Origin of the sequence: Sphingomonas sp. IBVSS2, from assembly GCF_002127225.1 — a bacterium.
Classification (GTDB): Bacteria; Pseudomonadota; Alphaproteobacteria; order Sphingomonadales; family Sphingomonadaceae; genus Sphingomonas.
The window spans coordinates 164057-179698 of the sequence record NZ_NFUR01000002.1 but is presented as its reverse complement, the minus strand read 5'-3'; the positions used below and the strand labels follow the sequence as shown (position 1 = coordinate 179698).

The window sequence follows — 15642 nt, the reverse complement described above, 5'->3', positions numbered from 1 at the left end:
TTTGCAAAACCCGATAATGCCTCGTATTCGAATCGTCAAGCGAATGCGATGGGAAGCGGAATGGGGCGAAGGCCGGCAGCGAAGGGGCGAGAGGCGGCATCGCCCGAGGCGCGGGCGCCGATGGTGCCCGTGCAGAAGCGCAGCCGCGAGCGGTTCGAGCGCATCCTGCAATGCGCCGCGGCGGTGATGGCGGAGAAGGGCGGCGAAGCCTTTCGCATGAGCGACATCGTCGAGCGCACGGGCATACCCTTCGGCTCGCTCTATCAATATTTCCCGGACAAGACGGCGATCATCGGCACGCTGGCCGAGCGCTACAACGCGATCGGCCGCGCATGCGTGGCACGCGATCTCGCCACGGTGGAGACCATCGCGGACCTGCGCCCGGCACTGGGCCATATCGTCGACAGCTATTACCGGATGTTCATGGACGAACCGGTGATGCGCGACATCTGGCAGGCGACCCAGGCCGACCGTGCCCTGCAGAAGCTCGACGAAGAGGACGGCGCCTTTCTCGCCAATCTGCTTGCGGAGGCGGTGCGGCCGGTCGCGGAGGGAGCGAGCGCCGCGGCGATCGAGCGCTATGCCCAGCTGATGATGACGCTGATCGCCGCCGCGGTGCGCCACGCGATCACCTTGCCGCCCGCCGAGGGCAGGCGCGTGCTCGCCCTGTTCAAGCAGCTGCTGCCGGCCGATCTCGCGGCGCTGGCCACGCAATGAGCGCCGGGGAAACGCTTTCGCCGAAGCAGGTGCGCCGCATCTTCCTCGCGGCGCAGGGCTTCGGCCCGCGCCGGCCCGCCCGCGTCGGTGCCGCGCATCTCCGCCGCACCGTGGACCGGCTGGGCCTCCACCAGATCGATAGCGTCAACGTATTGACGCGGATGCATTATCTGCCAGCCTTCTCGCGGCTGGGCGAATATGACCGCACCCTGCTCGAGCGCGATGCCTGGGGGCCGAAGCGCGGGCGCAGGCTCTTCGAATATTGGGCGCACGAGGCTTCGCTGCTGCCGATGGACCTCCACCCGCATTTCCGGTGGCGGATGGCCCGGGCCGAACGCGGCGAGATCGGCTGGCGGCAGCTCCGCCTGTTCGCGCACGAACGCAATGCCGAAGCCCGGGCCGTACGCGACCGCATCGCCGACGAGGGGCCGCTCGCCGCTTCCGAGTTCGAGAATGGCAGCTCGCGGAGCGGCTGGTGGGAATGGAGCGAGGCCAAGCTGGCGCTCGAATGGCTGTTCTGGTCGGGCCAGATCACCACCGTCACGCGGCGGGGCAGCTTCGAGCGGGTCTATGATCTGAGCGAACGGGTGATCCCGCGCGCGATCTACGACCTGCCGACGCCCGATGCGGCAACTGCCCAGCGCGTGCTGATCGAGCGCAGCGCCCGCGCGCTCGGCGTGGCGACGGCGGCGGATCTGCGCGATTATTTCCGGCTCAAGCCGGAAGAGGCCAATCGCGCCATCCCCGAGCTGGAGGAAGACGGCACGCTGATCCCGGTCCGGGTGCAGGGCTGGGCGCAGAAGGCCTGGCTGCACCGCGACGCGCGCATGCCGCGCCGTGTGCGCGGCGACGCGCTGCTGGCACCCTTCGACCCGCTGATCTGGGAACGCGGCCGCACCGAGCGCCTGTTCGATTTCCGCTATCGGATCGAGATCTACGTCCCCGCCGACAAGCGGACCCATGGCTATTTCGTGCTGCCCTTCCTGATGGACGAAGCGCTCACCGCGCGCGTCGACCTCAAGGCCGATCGCCAGGCCGGCCGGCTGCTCGCGCACCGGGTGACGCTGGAGCCGGACGCGCCGCGCGACACCGAGGAACGGCTGGCGATCGAACTCGCCCGCATGGCAGGCTGGCTCGGGCTGGGCGAAGTGCGTATCGGCGAGACGATCAGGGGAAGCAAATGACCGACGATCTGCCGCGTTGCGCCTGGGCGGTGAGCGATCCGCTCCACCGCGCCTATCACGATGCCGAATGGGGCGTGCCGATCCGCGATTCGCGGGAATTGTGGGAGGCGCTGATGCTCGAGGGCTTCCAGGCCGGGCTCGCCTGGATCGTCATCCTGCGCAAACGCGAAGCCTTTCGCGCGGCCTTTGCCGGCTTCGATCCGGCGAAGGTCGCCGCCTTCGGGCCCGAGGACGTCGAGCGGCTGATGGCGAATCCCGGCATCGTGCGCGCCCGCGCCAAGATCGAGGCGACGATCAGGGGCGCCCAGATCTGGTGCGAGATGCAGGCGCGCGGCGAGGACTTCGCCGAGTTCTGCTGGGCCTTCACCGGCGGCAAGCCGATCCTGAGCCCGGGGCACGGCTTCGCCGCCACCACGCCGCTCTCCGAGGCGGTCTCGAAGGAATTGAAGCGCCGGGGCTTCAAGTTCGTCGGCCCGACGATCGTCCATGCCTGGATGCAGGCGGTGGGGCTGGTGAACGATCATCAACGCGGCTGTTTCCGCCGGGAACCGGTCGCCGCGCTCGCCTGAGGTCATTGCGGGCACGCCGGGATAGTGAGAAAATGGCCGCCAACCGCGGTGGGGAAGCGAAGATGACGATCAAGCCATTGCCATGGGCGCCCGTCGTGCTGGGCCTGCTCGCCGCCTGCTCGCCCGAGCCGAAACAGCCGGTGGAGAAGGATGCGATGGCCGATGCGGCCGAGATCATCGTCCCGCCCGCCGGCAATGCCGAAACCCATCCGGCGAACGCGCACGAGGAGGCGCCGGGCGCAGGCGTCAGGCTGGCGCCCGATGCGCTGATCCTGGCGCTGCCCGGCGGCGCTTCCCGCCAGCTGCGCTTCGGCATGGCCAGGGCCGATGCGGTGCGGATGCTCGCCGCCGCGCTCGGCAGCCCGGTCGAGGAGTCGAGCAGCCAGGATTGCGGCGCCGGTCCGCTCGGCTATGCGGCCTTTCGCGACGGGCTCTCGCTCTATTTCCAGGACGGCAAGTTCGCCGGCTGGGACCTGGACGGGCGCGAGGCCGCCGGGTTCGCCACGGCCAAGGGCATCGGCATCGGCACCAGCCGCAAGGAACTCGAGGCGGCGGGGACGGTGGATGTCGGCGAGACGTCGATCGGCAACGAGTTCATGATGGGCGAACTTTCCGGCCTGCTCAGTTCGCCCGCGCCCGACGGCAAGGTGACCAATCTCTGGGCCGGCGTCACCTGCATCGCCCGATGAGCGTCGAGAGGCTGCTGATCGAGATCGTCGGCTGGGCGGGGGCAGCATTGATCCTGGCCGCCTATCTGCTGCTATCCTCCGGCAGGCTCACCGGCCGGTCGCGCGCCTATCAGTGGATGAACGTGGTCGGCGCGGGCTGTTTCGTGATCAACAGCGGCTGGAACGGCGCCATCCCCTCGGCGACCTTGAACATCGTGTGGATGCTGATCGGCGCGGTGACGCTGTGGCATATCGCGCGGCGGCCGGCATGATCCGGCGGGCGCAGGCCGCAGATGCCGGGCCGGTCATCGCACTGTGGCGGGACTGCGGCCTCACGCGGCCGTGGAACGATCCCGGGCAGGATTTCGCCCGCGCGCTCGCAGCGGAAGCCGCGACGATATTGGTAGCGCAGGAGGAAGGCGGCGCGATCGCGGGCAGCGTGATGCTGGGCGATGACGGCCATCGCGGCTGGGTCTATTATCTTGCGGTCGCGCCTGTCGCCCGCGGCACCGGGCTCGGCCGCGCACTGATGGCCGAGGCGGAGGCATGGCTGCGCGCGCGGGGCTGCCCGAAGATCCAGCTGATGGTGCGCGAGGGCAATGCGGAAGCGCTCGGCTTCTACGAAGCGCTCGGGCTGGAACGGCAGGGAGTCGTCACGCTCGGGCGTTTCCTGAACGACTAGACGGGGCGGTCGTCGGGCTGAGGGAGTGGCGTGGCGGGCCGGAGCACTTCGGACCAACCGCTTTTCGTCACCCTGAACGCGTTTGGCATGACGGAAGGGAAAGGCTTCGACATTCGGCTGGAAGCAGAAAGCTCGGGTGCTGGACTTGCGGGACCAAGAGGCCGGGGTGGCAACTGGGCCATCGCCGTTCCTTCGTTCCAAATGGCGATCCGCCCCTAGAGCTTCTCGCCGGGCAGGGCACTGGCCTGTCGGATCCAGGCGACCAGCCGCGCCTCGTCGATCGCGTCCTCCTCGCGGATATCGAGATAGCGCACGTCCTGCTGTTTCGATGGACCGGGCGGCACCGGATCGAGTGCAACGCCGCGGAAGAAGGTGAGCTTCACATATCTGTCGAAGCAATGAAAGGCGAGGAACCAGCCTTCCCGATCGGGCGCACCGTAAAAGGGCGTGTTCCACTTCACCGCCTTGCGCACGCCGGGCACGGCACCCATCACCAGATCGTCGATCGCGCGCCCGATCCGCTGCTTCCACTCGGGCATCGCGGCGATATAGGCCTGCACCGGCACGTCGCCTTCGCCCTTGGGAATCTGGGGATTGCCGCCGGACAGGAGCCTGGGCTCGGTCATGCTCCATGCCCCTCCAGGGGTATCGCCGCCGTCAGTGCCAACTCGTCGAACCGATTCATCGCAACGCCATTTCGATATCGCTCCGGTCTATAGGCCTTGGCTGAGGACTCATACGCTTCATCCTCATTCCAGCGAAAGCCGGGACCATCGCGTGCGCGCCGAATGACCTCAGAGCGACTGCAGCCCCTCGATCGTCACGATCGGGCTGTTGCCGCGACGCAGGGCGCAGCGGAAACCATGGCTCTCCCGAGTGGTGTCGCGATAGCCGTCGGCCAGTTCCACCTGCCCCTTGATCACCCAGCTCTTGCCGTTCCAGACGGTGCTGGTGACCGTGGAGACCTGGGCGAGGCGAGCATAGCGTTCGCCCAGGCTTTCCGCTTCCACCGCGCAGCGATCGGCGGCGGCATCCTCGTCATAGAGCCCGTCGAACTGCGCGGAATTCGGCGCCGGCATCTCGGCGACCGGGCCGGCGGCGGGCTGCGGCGCCTCGCCATAGCGGCTGCCGTCGACCGGGCCGGTGTCGATCGGCACCCGCTCCTCGGTCGCTTCGGCGCCGTGCGACTTCTTCTTCCCGCTCGAGATCAGCGCGAGCACGCCGCCGACCACCAGCCCGCCGACGATCGCGTCGCCCACGTCGAACTTGTCCTTGTGCTTCTCGCGCGAAGGGCGCCAGCGCTCCTGCGCCTGGGCCGGCATCGCCAGCCCCATCATCGCCACCGCAGCGATCCCGCCGCCCGCAAGCTTCAGAACATCCATGCCGCCCTCCGTTACCTTCACGAAACGAGAATTATGCGCGCCAGCCTGTCGCCCGGCTGAACCGATTTGCGACCGGGCGCCATTCCCCTGCGAGGAGAACGGCGCCCGCCTTGCCTATTTGCTCTTCACGTCGAGGCCGGTCCACTTGGCCGTGAAGGCCCAGAGATCGGCGGCTTCCTCGATGATCTTGTCGGTCGGCTTGCCCGAGCCATGGCCGGCGCGCGTCTCGATGCGGACCAGGTGCGGCTTGTCGCCGATGTCCGCATGCTGGATCGCCGCGGTATATTTGAAGGTGTGCCCGGGCACGACGCGATCGTCGGTGTCGGCGGTGGTCGCCAGGATCGCGGGATAGGCCACGCCCGACTTGATGTTGTGATAGGGCGAATAGGCGTAGAGCGTCTTGAAATCGGCTTCCTTCGACGGATAGCCATAATCGTCCACCCAGTAGCGCCCGGCCGTGAAGCGGTCGAAGCGCAGCATGTCCATCACGCCCACGGCCGGCAGTGCCGCGGCGAACAGGTCGGGCCGCTGGTTCACCACCGCGCCCACCAGCAAGCCGCCGTTCGAGCCGCCCTGGATCGCCAGCTGGTGCTTCCCGGTGATGCCTTCCCGGATCAGATACTCGCCCGCGCCGATGAAGTCGTCGAACACGTTCTGCTTGTTGGCCAGGCGGCCGCCATCGTGCCACGCCTTGCCATATTCGCCGCCGCCCCGAATGTTGGCGAGGACGAACACGCCGCCCTGCTCCAGCCAGGCAAGGCGCGAGGAAGAGAAGCTGGGGCCATAGGAGACGTTGAAGCCGCCATAGCCCCAGAGCAGCGTCGGCGCCGGGCCGGTCACGCTCTTCTTGCGGACGACGAACATCGGCACCTTCGTCCCGTCCTTCGACGCGAAGAAGCGCTGCTCGACCTTATAGTCCTCGGGCTTGAACAGCAGCTTGGGGCGCGCCCAGGGCGTGCTGGTGCCGGTCGCCATGTCGTAGCGATAGATGGTCGTCGGCTCGTTGAAGCTCGTATAGGCGTAGAAGGTCTCGGGATCGTCCGGCTCGCCGCCAAAGCCCGAGGCGGTGCCGACGCCGGGAAGCTTGACCGGGCCGATCGCGCCGCCGTCGAGCTTGTAGCGGCGCACTTCGGTCTTGGCGTCGACCAGATAGCTCGCCACCAGCGTGCCGCCGACGATCGCGGCGCCTTCGAGCGTCGCCGCATCCTCGGGCACCAGGTCGGTGGCGGTCGCGGCCGGGTTCGCCGCCGCCACGTCCATGGTCACGATCTTGAGCTTGGGCGCGCCCTTGTTGGTGACCCAGTAGAATTTCGTGCCGACATTGCCGGCCAGGCCCCAGCTGTTCTCCAGCCCCGGCACGATCACCCGCGGCTTGCGCGCCGGGTCCTGCAGGTCGATCAGCGTGATCTGGTAGCGGTCGTCGGTGCCCTCGCTGGTGGTGATCACCATCCAGCGCCCATCGTCGGTGACCTGGGCGTAATGGCTCCACTTGGGATGGTCGGGCGTCTCGAACACCAGCGTGTCGGCGCTCTCGGGGGTTCCGAGCTTGTGGAAGTAGATCTTGTGGTTCTCGTTGAGCGCCTGGTATTTCGCGTCGGCCGCGACATCCGGATAGCGCGAATAATAGAAGCCGCTGCCGTCCTTGGCCCAGGCTGCGCTCAACGTGAACTTCATGCCATGGACGGTGTCGCCGGTCTCCTTGCCGGTGGCGACGTCGAGCACCTTGGCGGTGCGCCAGTCGGTGCCGCCGTCCTGGATCGCGTAGAGCAGATATTTGCCGTCCTCCGAGGGCGCCCATTCGGAAAGCGCCGTCGCGCCGTCCTTCGACCAGCCATTGGGATCGATCAGCACCCGGCCCTCGCCGTCGAGCCTGTCGCGGACGAACAGCACCGCCTGGTTCTGCAATCCCGAATTGTGCAGGTAGAAATAGCGGCCGCCCTTCTTCTGCGGCGCGCCGAAGCGCTCATAGTCGAAGAGCTGCTTGATGCGGGTCCTGAACCATTCCCGGCCCGGCAGCGTGGCGAGATAGGCGCCCGTCACCTTGTTCTCGGCATCGACCCAGGCGGCGACTTCCTTGTCGTTGCGCACGTCGTTCTCGAGCCAGCGATAGGGATCGGCGACCTTTATCCCGAACTGTTCCTCCACCACGTCGACGCGGCGGGTATCGGGATAGGCGGGCTTGGTCACTTTGGTCTCCGGCTGGGTCTGGGCGAATGCGGGGGCTGCGAGGAGCAGGGGCAGGATGAGGGCGCGGCGCATGGGGCCTCCGAATGGGAAAGGCCCGGTTTTACCCGGACTGCGCCATCGCTCAAGCCGAGCCGTTGCCGGAAGTCGCCGAAACGGCCCAGAACAGGATGCCGAGCGGCGCCAGGGCCAGCGCCGCGGAAAGCCAGGCGCCGAGGGAGGATTGCGGGAACTGCCGGTTCATGCGCGCCATGTGGGAAACCGCGGACGGCCGGGGAAGGACAGGAAATGTTGCGGGAACCCAATGACCGGTTTGGCTCCCTCCGGATCGCCGCGCGCCGCTAGCGGCCGGCGGGAAGCGCACGCAGCCTGGCCAGCGTTTCCTGTCCCAGGCCATAGCCCTCGGTTACGTCCCATATGGCATTCTGAAGCAGGCGCTTGGCGCCGCTGTCCTGTATCTTCCGGCCCTTGGCGGCGTCGAGGACCAGGCGAAGCTTCGGGTGGCTGGTGACCGTCCCGAGCGCATATTCGGCGCCCTCGCCGGGCACGTCCATCTGCTGGTTCAGGCACATGGCGCGCAGCAGGAAGCGCCCTCCCGACGGCAAGCCGGGATTGGCGGGCGACGGCGCTCCCTGCGCCGCCCTCTGCGCCCGCAGCTTCCGCTTCGCCTCCTCCCTGTCGGAAGGGGGCAGCATGAGATGGGCGCAAAGGCTGTCCGCGATGAAGATGTTGAGGTCTTCCACCACGATCACGTTCTGGAAGCTCTTCCCCTCCCGCTTCATCCGGTCGAAGATCTCGCCGGCCAGGTTCCTGAACATCGTGCCGGCGGGGATATGGGCGATGAAGGAACGATCCTCCTCGGTGCAGAAGGTCAGGCAGAGCTCCTCGTCGCCGACGCCGAGCTCGGTTTCCTTGCAGTCCTCGTCATTGTCGAAGCCCTTGACCGACACCAGCCTGACGCCCGCGGGCAGGACCAACGGCGTGCCCACCGGCGCGCCCGGATTGTTGCCCAGGCCGGCCATGTACCGGTCCTGCGCCACAGCCGGAGTCGCGGCAAGGCCTGCCGCCAGCAGCAACGCAAGGAACCAGATCGCCAGACGCACCGAAGCCCTCCCGATATCGAAGATCGCGGCAGGCCTGCTCCGCCGGGCGGCGGCCGGGCAAGCATGGCTCGACGGAGGGGGAGGACGAAGCGATGAAGGCGCCGGAAAAGCGGAAGGGCGGCCGCACCATCGTGCGACCGCCCTTCCCTGTCTCGAGATCGAGGCCGATCAGGCGACGGCGTCGAAATCCTCGTCGACCAGCACCGGGCCCGAATCCTGGCCCTTGGCCGAGACGTCGCGATCGACGAACTCGATGATCGCCATCGGCGACGCGTCCGAGGCGCGCGGGCCGGTCTTGATGATGCGGGTATAGCCGCCGTTGCGGTCGGCATAGCGCGCGGCCAGCACGTCGAACAGCTTCACCAGCTGGGCGTCGTCGAGCAGGCGGGCATGGGCCAGGCGGCGGTTCGACAGGCCACCCTTCTTGGCGAGGGTGATCAGCTTCTCCACATACGGACGAAGCTCCTTCGCCTTGGCGAGGGTGGTGGTGATCTGCTCGTGCTTGATCAGCGCGGCGCTCTGGTTGCGAAACAGGGCCGCACGATGGGCCGAGGTACGCTGCAGCTTGCGGCCGCCAACGCGATGACGCATTGTCTTCTTCCTTCCGTTCGTTCGGGGGCCGTATCAGGTACCCCGGACCAGGCGGTGAGATGGCCACCGCCCAAAGCCTGTCACTTTTCGTGAAGCGGCGCCCAAAGCGGATTCGGCGGCAGAAGTCAAGCCGTACGCACCCGCGGCGCGGCGGGCGCCGCCAGCATCAGCGCCCATAGCGCCCACACCATCGCGTCCGCCCGGTCCGGCGAGCGCCCCGGTCCCTGATAGCCCCCCATCGCCGTCAGGCCCATCAGTTCCGCCTCGAGCGCGTCGAACCGCCCCGCCAGCCGCACGCCGCCGCTCTCGAACAGCGCGGCCACCGGCTCGGCGCGGGCGACCTTGCCCTGCGTCGCGGTCACGGTGCGCAGCGGCAGCCGCACGTCCGCCGCGCGCAGCACCGCCCGCACCATCTCGCCGCCCTGGTTGGTCTCCACCACCACCCGGTCCGCGCCATGCGCTTCCGCCGCCGCGGCGACGCGCTGCGCCCAGCCTTCCGGCGACAGCCCGCTTGCCGAATGATCGGCCAGCACATGCCCCGTCCCGCTCCCGTCGACGCCGCAGGCGACGATGCCGCAGGTTCCCCCGGCGCTCGCCGGCGGATCCACGCCGATCACCACGCGGACGAGCGCCGCCCGATCCGGCACCGCGCCGCGGCACGCCGCGATCAATGCAGCCGGCCATAGCGCGCCGGCGATATCGGCATCGAGCAGCCCCTCGATCTCCTCGCGCCCGCGCCGCGTTCCGCCATAGGAACGCGCCATTGCCGCGAGCCAAGCCCGGGGCAGATGCGGATTGTCCCCCGAAGCGCCGCCCGTCGCCACCGTGCCCGGATCGGCCAATATCCCGCGCAGCGCCGCCAGCCCCGCCCGCGGCGTGGTGGTGACCAGCGCCCGCGGCGCCGCGCCCGCGCGCAGCCCCAGCTGCAGCATGTCCCAGCTCTCCGCCGGGTGCCGCCATTTCGCGAGCTCGTCGCACCAGGCGAAATGATGTTCGGGGCCGCGCAGCCCCTCGGGATTCGCACCCGAGAACAGCACCGCCTCCGCCCCGTTCGGGAACAGCACGCGCCGCCGGCTCGCCTCGAACACCGGCCGCCCGCCGAAATGCCCCGCGGTCGCCAGCAGCCCGGACGGGCCCTCCACCATCACGTTGCGCGCCTCCTCGATCGTCGCCGCGACCAGCGCGATCCGCACCGCGCCCGCATCGCGCACCAGCCCGTGCACCCATTCGGCGCCGGCCCGCGTCTTGCCGAAGCCGCGCCCGGCCATCAGCACCCAGGTTCGCCATGCCCCCATGGGCGCGCATTGCCCGGCATGCGCCCATTCGCCCCAGTCGCCGTCCAGCGCCCGCAGCTCGGCGTCGCTCAGCGCCCGCAGCAGGAGCGCGCGCTGCCCCGCATCCAGCCGTTCCAGCCGTGGCCGCACGATGCCCATGTCACGCCTCCCCTGCATGCCCGGGCTCGCCCGGCGCGTCGCCCGCCCCGTCGCGGTCCTCCGGGCCGGCAACCGCCCCGGCCCCTGCCCCGGCCTCCGCCACCGCCTCCATCGCCGGAGCCCTCGCGCCGCCGCCGCCCCGTTCGATGGCGTCGATCTTGCGGAGGATGCTCGCGCGCACCACCTCGATATCGGGCGGCAGTGCCCGGGCATCGTAGCGCTGCGGCGCACCGCCCTTCACCGAGGCGCGGTGCAGCTTGAGCAGGTTCATCATCTCCGCGACGCTCATGGCCTTGCCGGCCGCCGCCCCGGTTACCGGTTCGCTGCGCAGGCTGTCGGTGGCGCGCTCGACCAGCTGCGCCTCGATCCGCGCATAGCCCTGCTCCAGGCACGCCTGCCATTCCGCCGCGAAGCCCGGCCAGCGCATCCGCCGCTTGTAGACGGTGATGGTCGAGAACCCCGCCGCCGCCGCTGCCGCCCGCACATTGGCGGTGGCCGCCAGTTCCTCGAGGAACCGCTGCTCCGCTTCCTGCGACCAGCGCTTGCCGCTGGTGCGGATCACCTGAGTCTTCCGATTCCGCGCCTGCCGCACCACGCGCCCGCCGGCCTTGCCCGTCTTCTCCGTATCGCCGTCCGCCATCGCACACTCCCGAAACGAAAAATGCCGCCCGGCACGAAAGGCACGGGACGGCATTGTTCTTGTTTTGTACCAGAATAGCGTTGCGATGTCAAGGGGGAGGTTGGGCCGTCTACGGACTGACCGCTTCCAAGCGCGAAACGCGGATAACCGCCGTTCGCAGGCGTCCGATCAGCCGGCTGCTTTCGACCCAACTTAAGTCCTCCCGCTGCAGTTGGTAGGAATGTCGGCTCATTCCGAAACCGGTGTCCGCCAAAAGGGGGGAGGTGCGAGCTATCGACCGATGCATTGATCCCAGTAAACGGCGATCATCGATTGCCTCAAGCCAGAAGATCCTGGAGATTCGCCTTGAGGCTTGCTGCGCGCTCGGGAAAGCCAATGTGGCCAAGAACCGAGGTGTCGGAAAATTTTCCACCGGGAACCTTGTTCTTGAGCTGCCTGAAAACGGTCTTGCCTTTGGCTCCTTTGAGAGGTCGTGTTTGGAAAGAAGCCCAAACGTCATCATTCGTCGGGCCGCCGCCTGCCTTATGAAGTTCGCTATTATGGGCGGCTCGCTGAGAGACAAATTGTTCATTTATGGGGGCCTGATTTTGAGCGAGCACCTCCGCAACCCATGCTTCGCACGTGTTCAGCGTTTCCCCGGTCAAAGAGGACAAGAAGCTTGGGTCACAGAATTCGGCTTCTAGGTCAGATTGGTCAGTTACCCAGAGACGGACACCTTCGTTTGAGTAATCGTCCTTCAGAGCAATTACCTCTTCGTCACTTAGAGAATCCCTGTCTCGATGGACGAGAACCTTGAATTTATCGCCGAGCGATGTACGAAGCTCGCTGGCCTCACCTTTGGTGAGAAGGTGTTTGTATCCCCGACCAGGTAAAACGGTGACCGCACGTTCGATTTCCGGCCACTGACCAATCAACTTCTTCAGATAATCGTTCTTGGCATCCTCACTGACGACAATTACCTTTTTGCCGAAAGCGCCCCAGCCAAGCGCCAACTCGACGACCGATCGATCATCCGTTTTCTTTTGCCCCTCCGCCAGCCAGATGACGTTCGTGTCCGCCGGGGCACCCCTCACGATGAAAGGTGAATGGGTGGTCATAACGATTTTGATATCTTGCGCGCGAGCGATCTCAAGTAGGCCGGATGCCAACTTTTCCTGCACGGTCGGATGCAGGTGGATGTCAGGTTCGTCGACAAGCAAGATTTTCGGCTTGAACAGCAATATGTAACAGAATATTTGAATTAGTTGTAGAAATCCTGTTCCCAAAAGCTCAAGTGGCGTCGACATTCCACCAATTTCGGCCTCCGCGTGGATATCGAAATCAGTAGACTCGTCAAACTTTACTTTCAATCTAATTTGACCAAGGAGCGGTTCAAGCCAAGCTTCTATCTGGGTTAAATCTTCTGCAGAAAGTAGATTAAGTGCGTTTCTGAGATAGACGTTTGAATCACCGAAGGAGCATGCCTTCAGCACCACCCGCTTCGAGTTCTTCTGCTCGACGTTTGGAATGCCCGATATTCCCGGAATGAACCCGCTGAAAAAAGTTTCGACGCCGCGAAACTGGTGCCTGACGACCTCAGGCAGCTCACCTTGCACTGAGATACCGGCGTTACGGGCGGATCGCATTTCGAGATGGGCCATCGTCTCCGCTCCATCGCCATCCCGAAAAACGAAAAACACCTTCGAGGATGGGCTGTCGGATCGATTGCCCCACGGTGCGCCATGACCTAACCGCCAGTACTCATCAGAAGGGAGATAATCGAGGTCCGCCACGCGCACCATCGCCGTCGACGCAGCGCGAATTCGGTCAGCTTGACGCATCAGGCATGACGCCAAGTGTAGAGCTTGTAGGATCGACGACTTTCCGCTGCCATTGGACCCAACAAGAATGTTGAGGTCCGCTAGCGGCAGGTCAATCGTGTCAATTCGCTTGAACTTCTCGATCCTGATCGATTCAAGTCTCACCCTATTCCCCAGGTAGCTCACTTCGCCGCACCGTTGCACATCAATTCGGCGTAGTCATCCCTTTGCAATCGGATGAGAACGCACACCGACCGCTCATGTCAAAAATCAGATATTCAGCAGCCGACGGCAAAGTCTCAATGCCGCTCGTTTCGGCAGCCGCTCGCAGCCAGATGAACGAACGACGGCTTTCAGGTTCGCGGCGTAACGGTCGTAGTGACCGACATTGGGGCGCAAATCCGCCCCTTCCCTCCCACCCCCAAAACCGAAAAGGGCCGCCCCACACGGGACGGCCCTTCCGTTTGTTCTACAGTGACCCCAGGCCTTAGCCCATGATCTCCTGCTCGAGCTTCTTGGCCATTTCCTCGATGTTCTCGGGCGGCCAGCCCGGGATTTCCATGCCGAGGCGCAGGCCCATGCTCGAAAGCACTTCCTTGATCTCGTTGAGCGACTTGCGGCCGAAGTTCGGCGTGCGCAGCATCTCGGCCTCGGTCTTCTGGACCAGATCGCCGATATAGATGATGTTGTCGTTCTTGAGGCAGTTGGCCGAGCGGACCGAAAGCTCCAGCTCGTCGACCTTCTTCAGCAGGTAGCGGTTGATCTGCGAAGCGTCGCCCGCAGCACCCTCCGCCGCCGGAGCCGCGGCCGCCATGCCGATCGGGGCCGAGCGGGTGATCGCCGAATCGTCGAAATGGACGAACAGCGCCAGCTGGTCCTGGAGGATGCGCGCAGCGTAAGCCACGGCGTCTTCCGGCGTGATCGTGCCGTCGGTCTCGATCGACAGCGTGAGCTTGTCGTAGTCGAGCTCCTGGCCGACGCGGGTGTTCTCGACCTTGTACGAGACCTGGCGGACCGGGCTGTACAGCGCATCGACCGGAATCAGGCCGATCGGCGCATCCGCCGGACGGTTCGACGCGGCGGGGACATAGCCCTTGCCGGTGTCGGCGGTCAGCTCCATGTTGAGCGTAGCGCCATCGTCCAGGTGGCAGATGACGAGATCGGGGTTCATCACCTCGATGTCGCCCGAGACGGCGATGTCGCCGGCCTTCACCTCAGCCGGGCCGGTGGCCGAGAGCTGGAGGCGCTTCGGGCCTTCGCCCTGCATGCGGATCGCGATCTGCTTGACGTTGAGGACGATGTCCGTCACGTCCTCGCGCACGCCCGCCAGCGAGCTGAACTCGTGGAGGACGTTCTCGATCTTGATCGAAGTGACCGCGGCGCCCTGCAGCGACGAGAGCAGCACGCGGCGCAGCGCGTTGCCGAGCGTCAGGCCGAAACCGCGCTCGAGCGGCTCCGCCACGAAGGTCGACTTGCGCTTGGGATCGCCACCGGGCTTCTTCTCGAGGCCGTTGGGCTTCTTGAGTTCCTGCCAGTTCTTAGCGTTGACCGACACGGGCTTTCCTCATGTTGGGCGGGACCAGAGGCGCGTCCCGCCAGGTAATTGCTGCAAGACCGCGGACCCGCCTCTGGGCCCGCGGCAACAAGCAGGAACGATCAGACGCGACGGCGCTTCGACGGACGGACGCCGTTGTGCGGGATCGGAGTCACGTCGCGGATCGAGGTGATCTGGAAGCCGACCGCCTGAAGCGCGCGAAGGGCGCTCTCGCGGCCCGAACCCGGGCCCTTCACTTCCACCTCGAGGGTGCGCACGCCGTGCTCGGCGGCCTTGCGGCCCGCATCCTCGGCGGCGACCTGGGCGGCGTACGGGGTCGACTTGCGCGAGCCCTTGAAGCCCATCATGCCGGCCGACGACCACGAGATGGCGTTGCCCTGCGCGTCGGTGATGGTGATCATGGTGTTGTTGAAGCTGGCGTTCACATGGGCGACGCCGGCGGTGATGTTCTTGCGCTCGCGACGGCGGATGCGCTGCGGTTCACGTGCCATTTCTCAGCGCTCCCTTACTTCTTCTTGCCGGCGATGGGCTTGGCCTTGCCCTTGCGGGTGCGCGCATTGGTGTGCGTGCGCTGGCCACGGACCGGAAGGCCCTTGCGGTGACGGAGGCCGCGATAGCAGGCCAGGTCCATCAGGCGCTTGATGTTCATCGCGGTCTGGCGGCGAAGATCGCCCTCGACGGTGTAGCCCGCGTCGATCGCCTCGCGGATCTGCAGCACTTCCTGGTCCGACAGGTCCTGCACGCGGCGCTCGTCGGCGATGTTCAGCTTGGCGGTGATCTCCTTGGCCTTGGCCGCGCCAATGCCATGGATATACTGCAGCGCGATAACGACGCGCTTACCGGTCGGGATGTTAACCCCTGCAATACGAGCCATGAAATTTGTTCTCCCAGCTCCACGGGGTGCCGCATGGCAGCTCGCACCCCATCTCGTAGCGTTGATCCCGAAATGCGGCGGCACGACGAGCGCACAAGCACGCCGCCGGACACCGGTGTTTCGGAAGATGCGCGACATATGCATCCACCAGCGCAGAGTCAAGCGCTGTGGGAAAGGCTTTCGCCGGAAATGGACTTATACACGAATCTTGGGCTTCCGCCAAGCCGATGCCGCCGGCCCACCTTGCACGCATGACGTTCG

Annotated in this window: 17 protein-coding genes; 6 read left to right on the top strand and 11 right to left on the bottom strand. The window is 66.2% G+C overall.

What is annotated here, in order from left to right; all coding sequences use genetic code 11:
• Window positions 1–60: 60 nt before the first annotated feature.
• The 6 genes from CAP40_RS06985 to CAP40_RS06960 are packed head-to-tail and all read left to right on the top strand — an operon-like array spanning window position 61 to window position 3820.
• Window positions 61–717 carry a TetR/AcrR family transcriptional regulator gene (locus tag CAP40_RS06985; RefSeq protein ID WP_086128679.1) on the top strand — a complete coding sequence of 219 codons (657 nt, stop codon included), beginning with the start codon at window positions 61–63 and terminating at the stop codon, window positions 715–717.
• Window positions 714–1901, top strand: coding sequence for a winged helix-turn-helix domain-containing protein (locus CAP40_RS06980; protein WP_086128678.1), 1188 nt, complete (start codon window positions 714–716; stop codon window positions 1899–1901). The genes CAP40_RS06985 and CAP40_RS06980 overlap by 4 nt, the downstream gene beginning before the upstream one ends.
• Complete coding sequence (locus CAP40_RS06975) at window positions 1898–2470, top strand: DNA-3-methyladenine glycosylase I (RefSeq protein WP_086128677.1); 573 nt, start codon at window positions 1898–1900, stop codon at window positions 2468–2470. Before CAP40_RS06980 ends, CAP40_RS06975 begins: the two co-directional genes overlap by 4 nt.
• Before the next feature lie 32 nt (window positions 2471–2502).
• Window positions 2503–3159 carry a hypothetical protein gene (locus CAP40_RS06970; protein WP_086128676.1) on the top strand — a complete coding sequence of 219 codons (657 nt, stop codon included), beginning with the start codon at window positions 2503–2505 and terminating at the stop codon, window positions 3157–3159.
• Window positions 3156–3410: a hypothetical protein gene (locus tag CAP40_RS06965; RefSeq protein WP_086128675.1), complete on the top strand. Its 255-nt coding sequence runs from the start codon at window positions 3156–3158 to the stop codon at window positions 3408–3410. The genes CAP40_RS06970 and CAP40_RS06965 overlap by 4 nt, the downstream gene beginning before the upstream one ends.
• Window positions 3407–3820 (top strand): GNAT family acetyltransferase, encoded by a 414-nt coding sequence (locus CAP40_RS06960; protein WP_086129343.1) that lies wholly within the window; start codon window positions 3407–3409, stop codon window positions 3818–3820. The genes CAP40_RS06965 and CAP40_RS06960 overlap by 4 nt, the downstream gene beginning before the upstream one ends.
• Before the next feature lie 215 nt (window positions 3821–4035).
• Here the strand turns inward: CAP40_RS06960 and CAP40_RS06955 are convergent, their stop codons facing one another.
• The 11 genes from CAP40_RS06955 to rpsM all read right to left on the bottom strand — a co-directional run bounded on the left by CAP40_RS06955 (window position 4036) and on the right by rpsM (window position 15381).
• Entirely contained in the window at window positions 4036–4446 is a 411-nt protein-coding gene (locus tag CAP40_RS06955; protein ID WP_086128674.1) for a DUF1801 domain-containing protein, read from the bottom strand.
• Window positions 4447–4614: 168 nt separating this feature from the next.
• Window positions 4615–5202, bottom strand: a complete 588-nt coding sequence (locus tag CAP40_RS06950) for a hypothetical protein (RefSeq protein ID WP_086128673.1) — start codon at window positions 5200–5202, stop codon at window positions 4615–4617.
• A gap of 114 nt (window positions 5203–5316) precedes the next feature.
• Window positions 5317–7461: a prolyl oligopeptidase family protein gene (locus CAP40_RS06945; protein WP_086128672.1), complete on the bottom strand. Its 2145-nt coding sequence runs from the start codon at window positions 7459–7461 to the stop codon at window positions 5317–5319.
• Window positions 7462–7727: 266 nt separating this feature from the next.
• Window positions 7728–8489 (bottom strand): hypothetical protein, encoded by a 762-nt coding sequence (locus CAP40_RS06940; protein WP_144034259.1) that lies wholly within the window; start codon window positions 8487–8489, stop codon window positions 7728–7730.
• Between the two features lie 168 nt (window positions 8490–8657).
• Complete coding sequence (gene rplQ, locus CAP40_RS06935; protein ID WP_086128670.1) at window positions 8658–9080, bottom strand: 50S ribosomal protein L17; 423 nt, start codon at window positions 9078–9080, stop codon at window positions 8658–8660.
• Between the two features lie 125 nt (window positions 9081–9205).
• Window positions 9206–10513 carry a terminase large subunit domain-containing protein gene (locus CAP40_RS06930; protein WP_086128669.1) on the bottom strand — a complete coding sequence of 436 codons (1308 nt, stop codon included), beginning with the start codon at window positions 10511–10513 and terminating at the stop codon, window positions 9206–9208.
• Between the two features lies 1 nt (window position 10514).
• A complete protein-coding gene (locus tag CAP40_RS06925; protein ID WP_086128668.1) occupies window positions 10515–11153 on the bottom strand; it encodes a hypothetical protein in 639 nt (212 codons plus the stop codon).
• A gap of 317 nt (window positions 11154–11470) precedes the next feature.
• Window positions 11471–13138: an ATP-dependent endonuclease gene (locus CAP40_RS06920; RefSeq protein ID WP_256924058.1), complete on the bottom strand. Its 1668-nt coding sequence runs from the start codon at window positions 13136–13138 to the stop codon at window positions 11471–11473.
• A gap of 301 nt (window positions 13139–13439) precedes the next feature.
• The gene (locus CAP40_RS06915; protein ID WP_086128667.1) at window positions 13440–14507 is read right to left on the bottom strand and encodes a DNA-directed RNA polymerase subunit alpha; all 1068 of its coding nucleotides are present in this window, start codon (window positions 14505–14507) and stop codon (window positions 13440–13442) included.
• Between the two features lie 101 nt (window positions 14508–14608).
• A complete protein-coding gene (rpsK, locus tag CAP40_RS06910) occupies window positions 14609–14998 on the bottom strand; it encodes a 30S ribosomal protein S11 (protein ID WP_010545745.1) in 390 nt (129 codons plus the stop codon).
• A 14-nt stretch (window positions 14999–15012) separates the two neighbouring features.
• Entirely contained in the window at window positions 15013–15381 is a 369-nt protein-coding gene (gene rpsM, locus CAP40_RS06905; RefSeq protein ID WP_086128666.1) for a 30S ribosomal protein S13, read from the bottom strand.
• Window positions 15382–15642 lie beyond the last annotated feature (261 nt).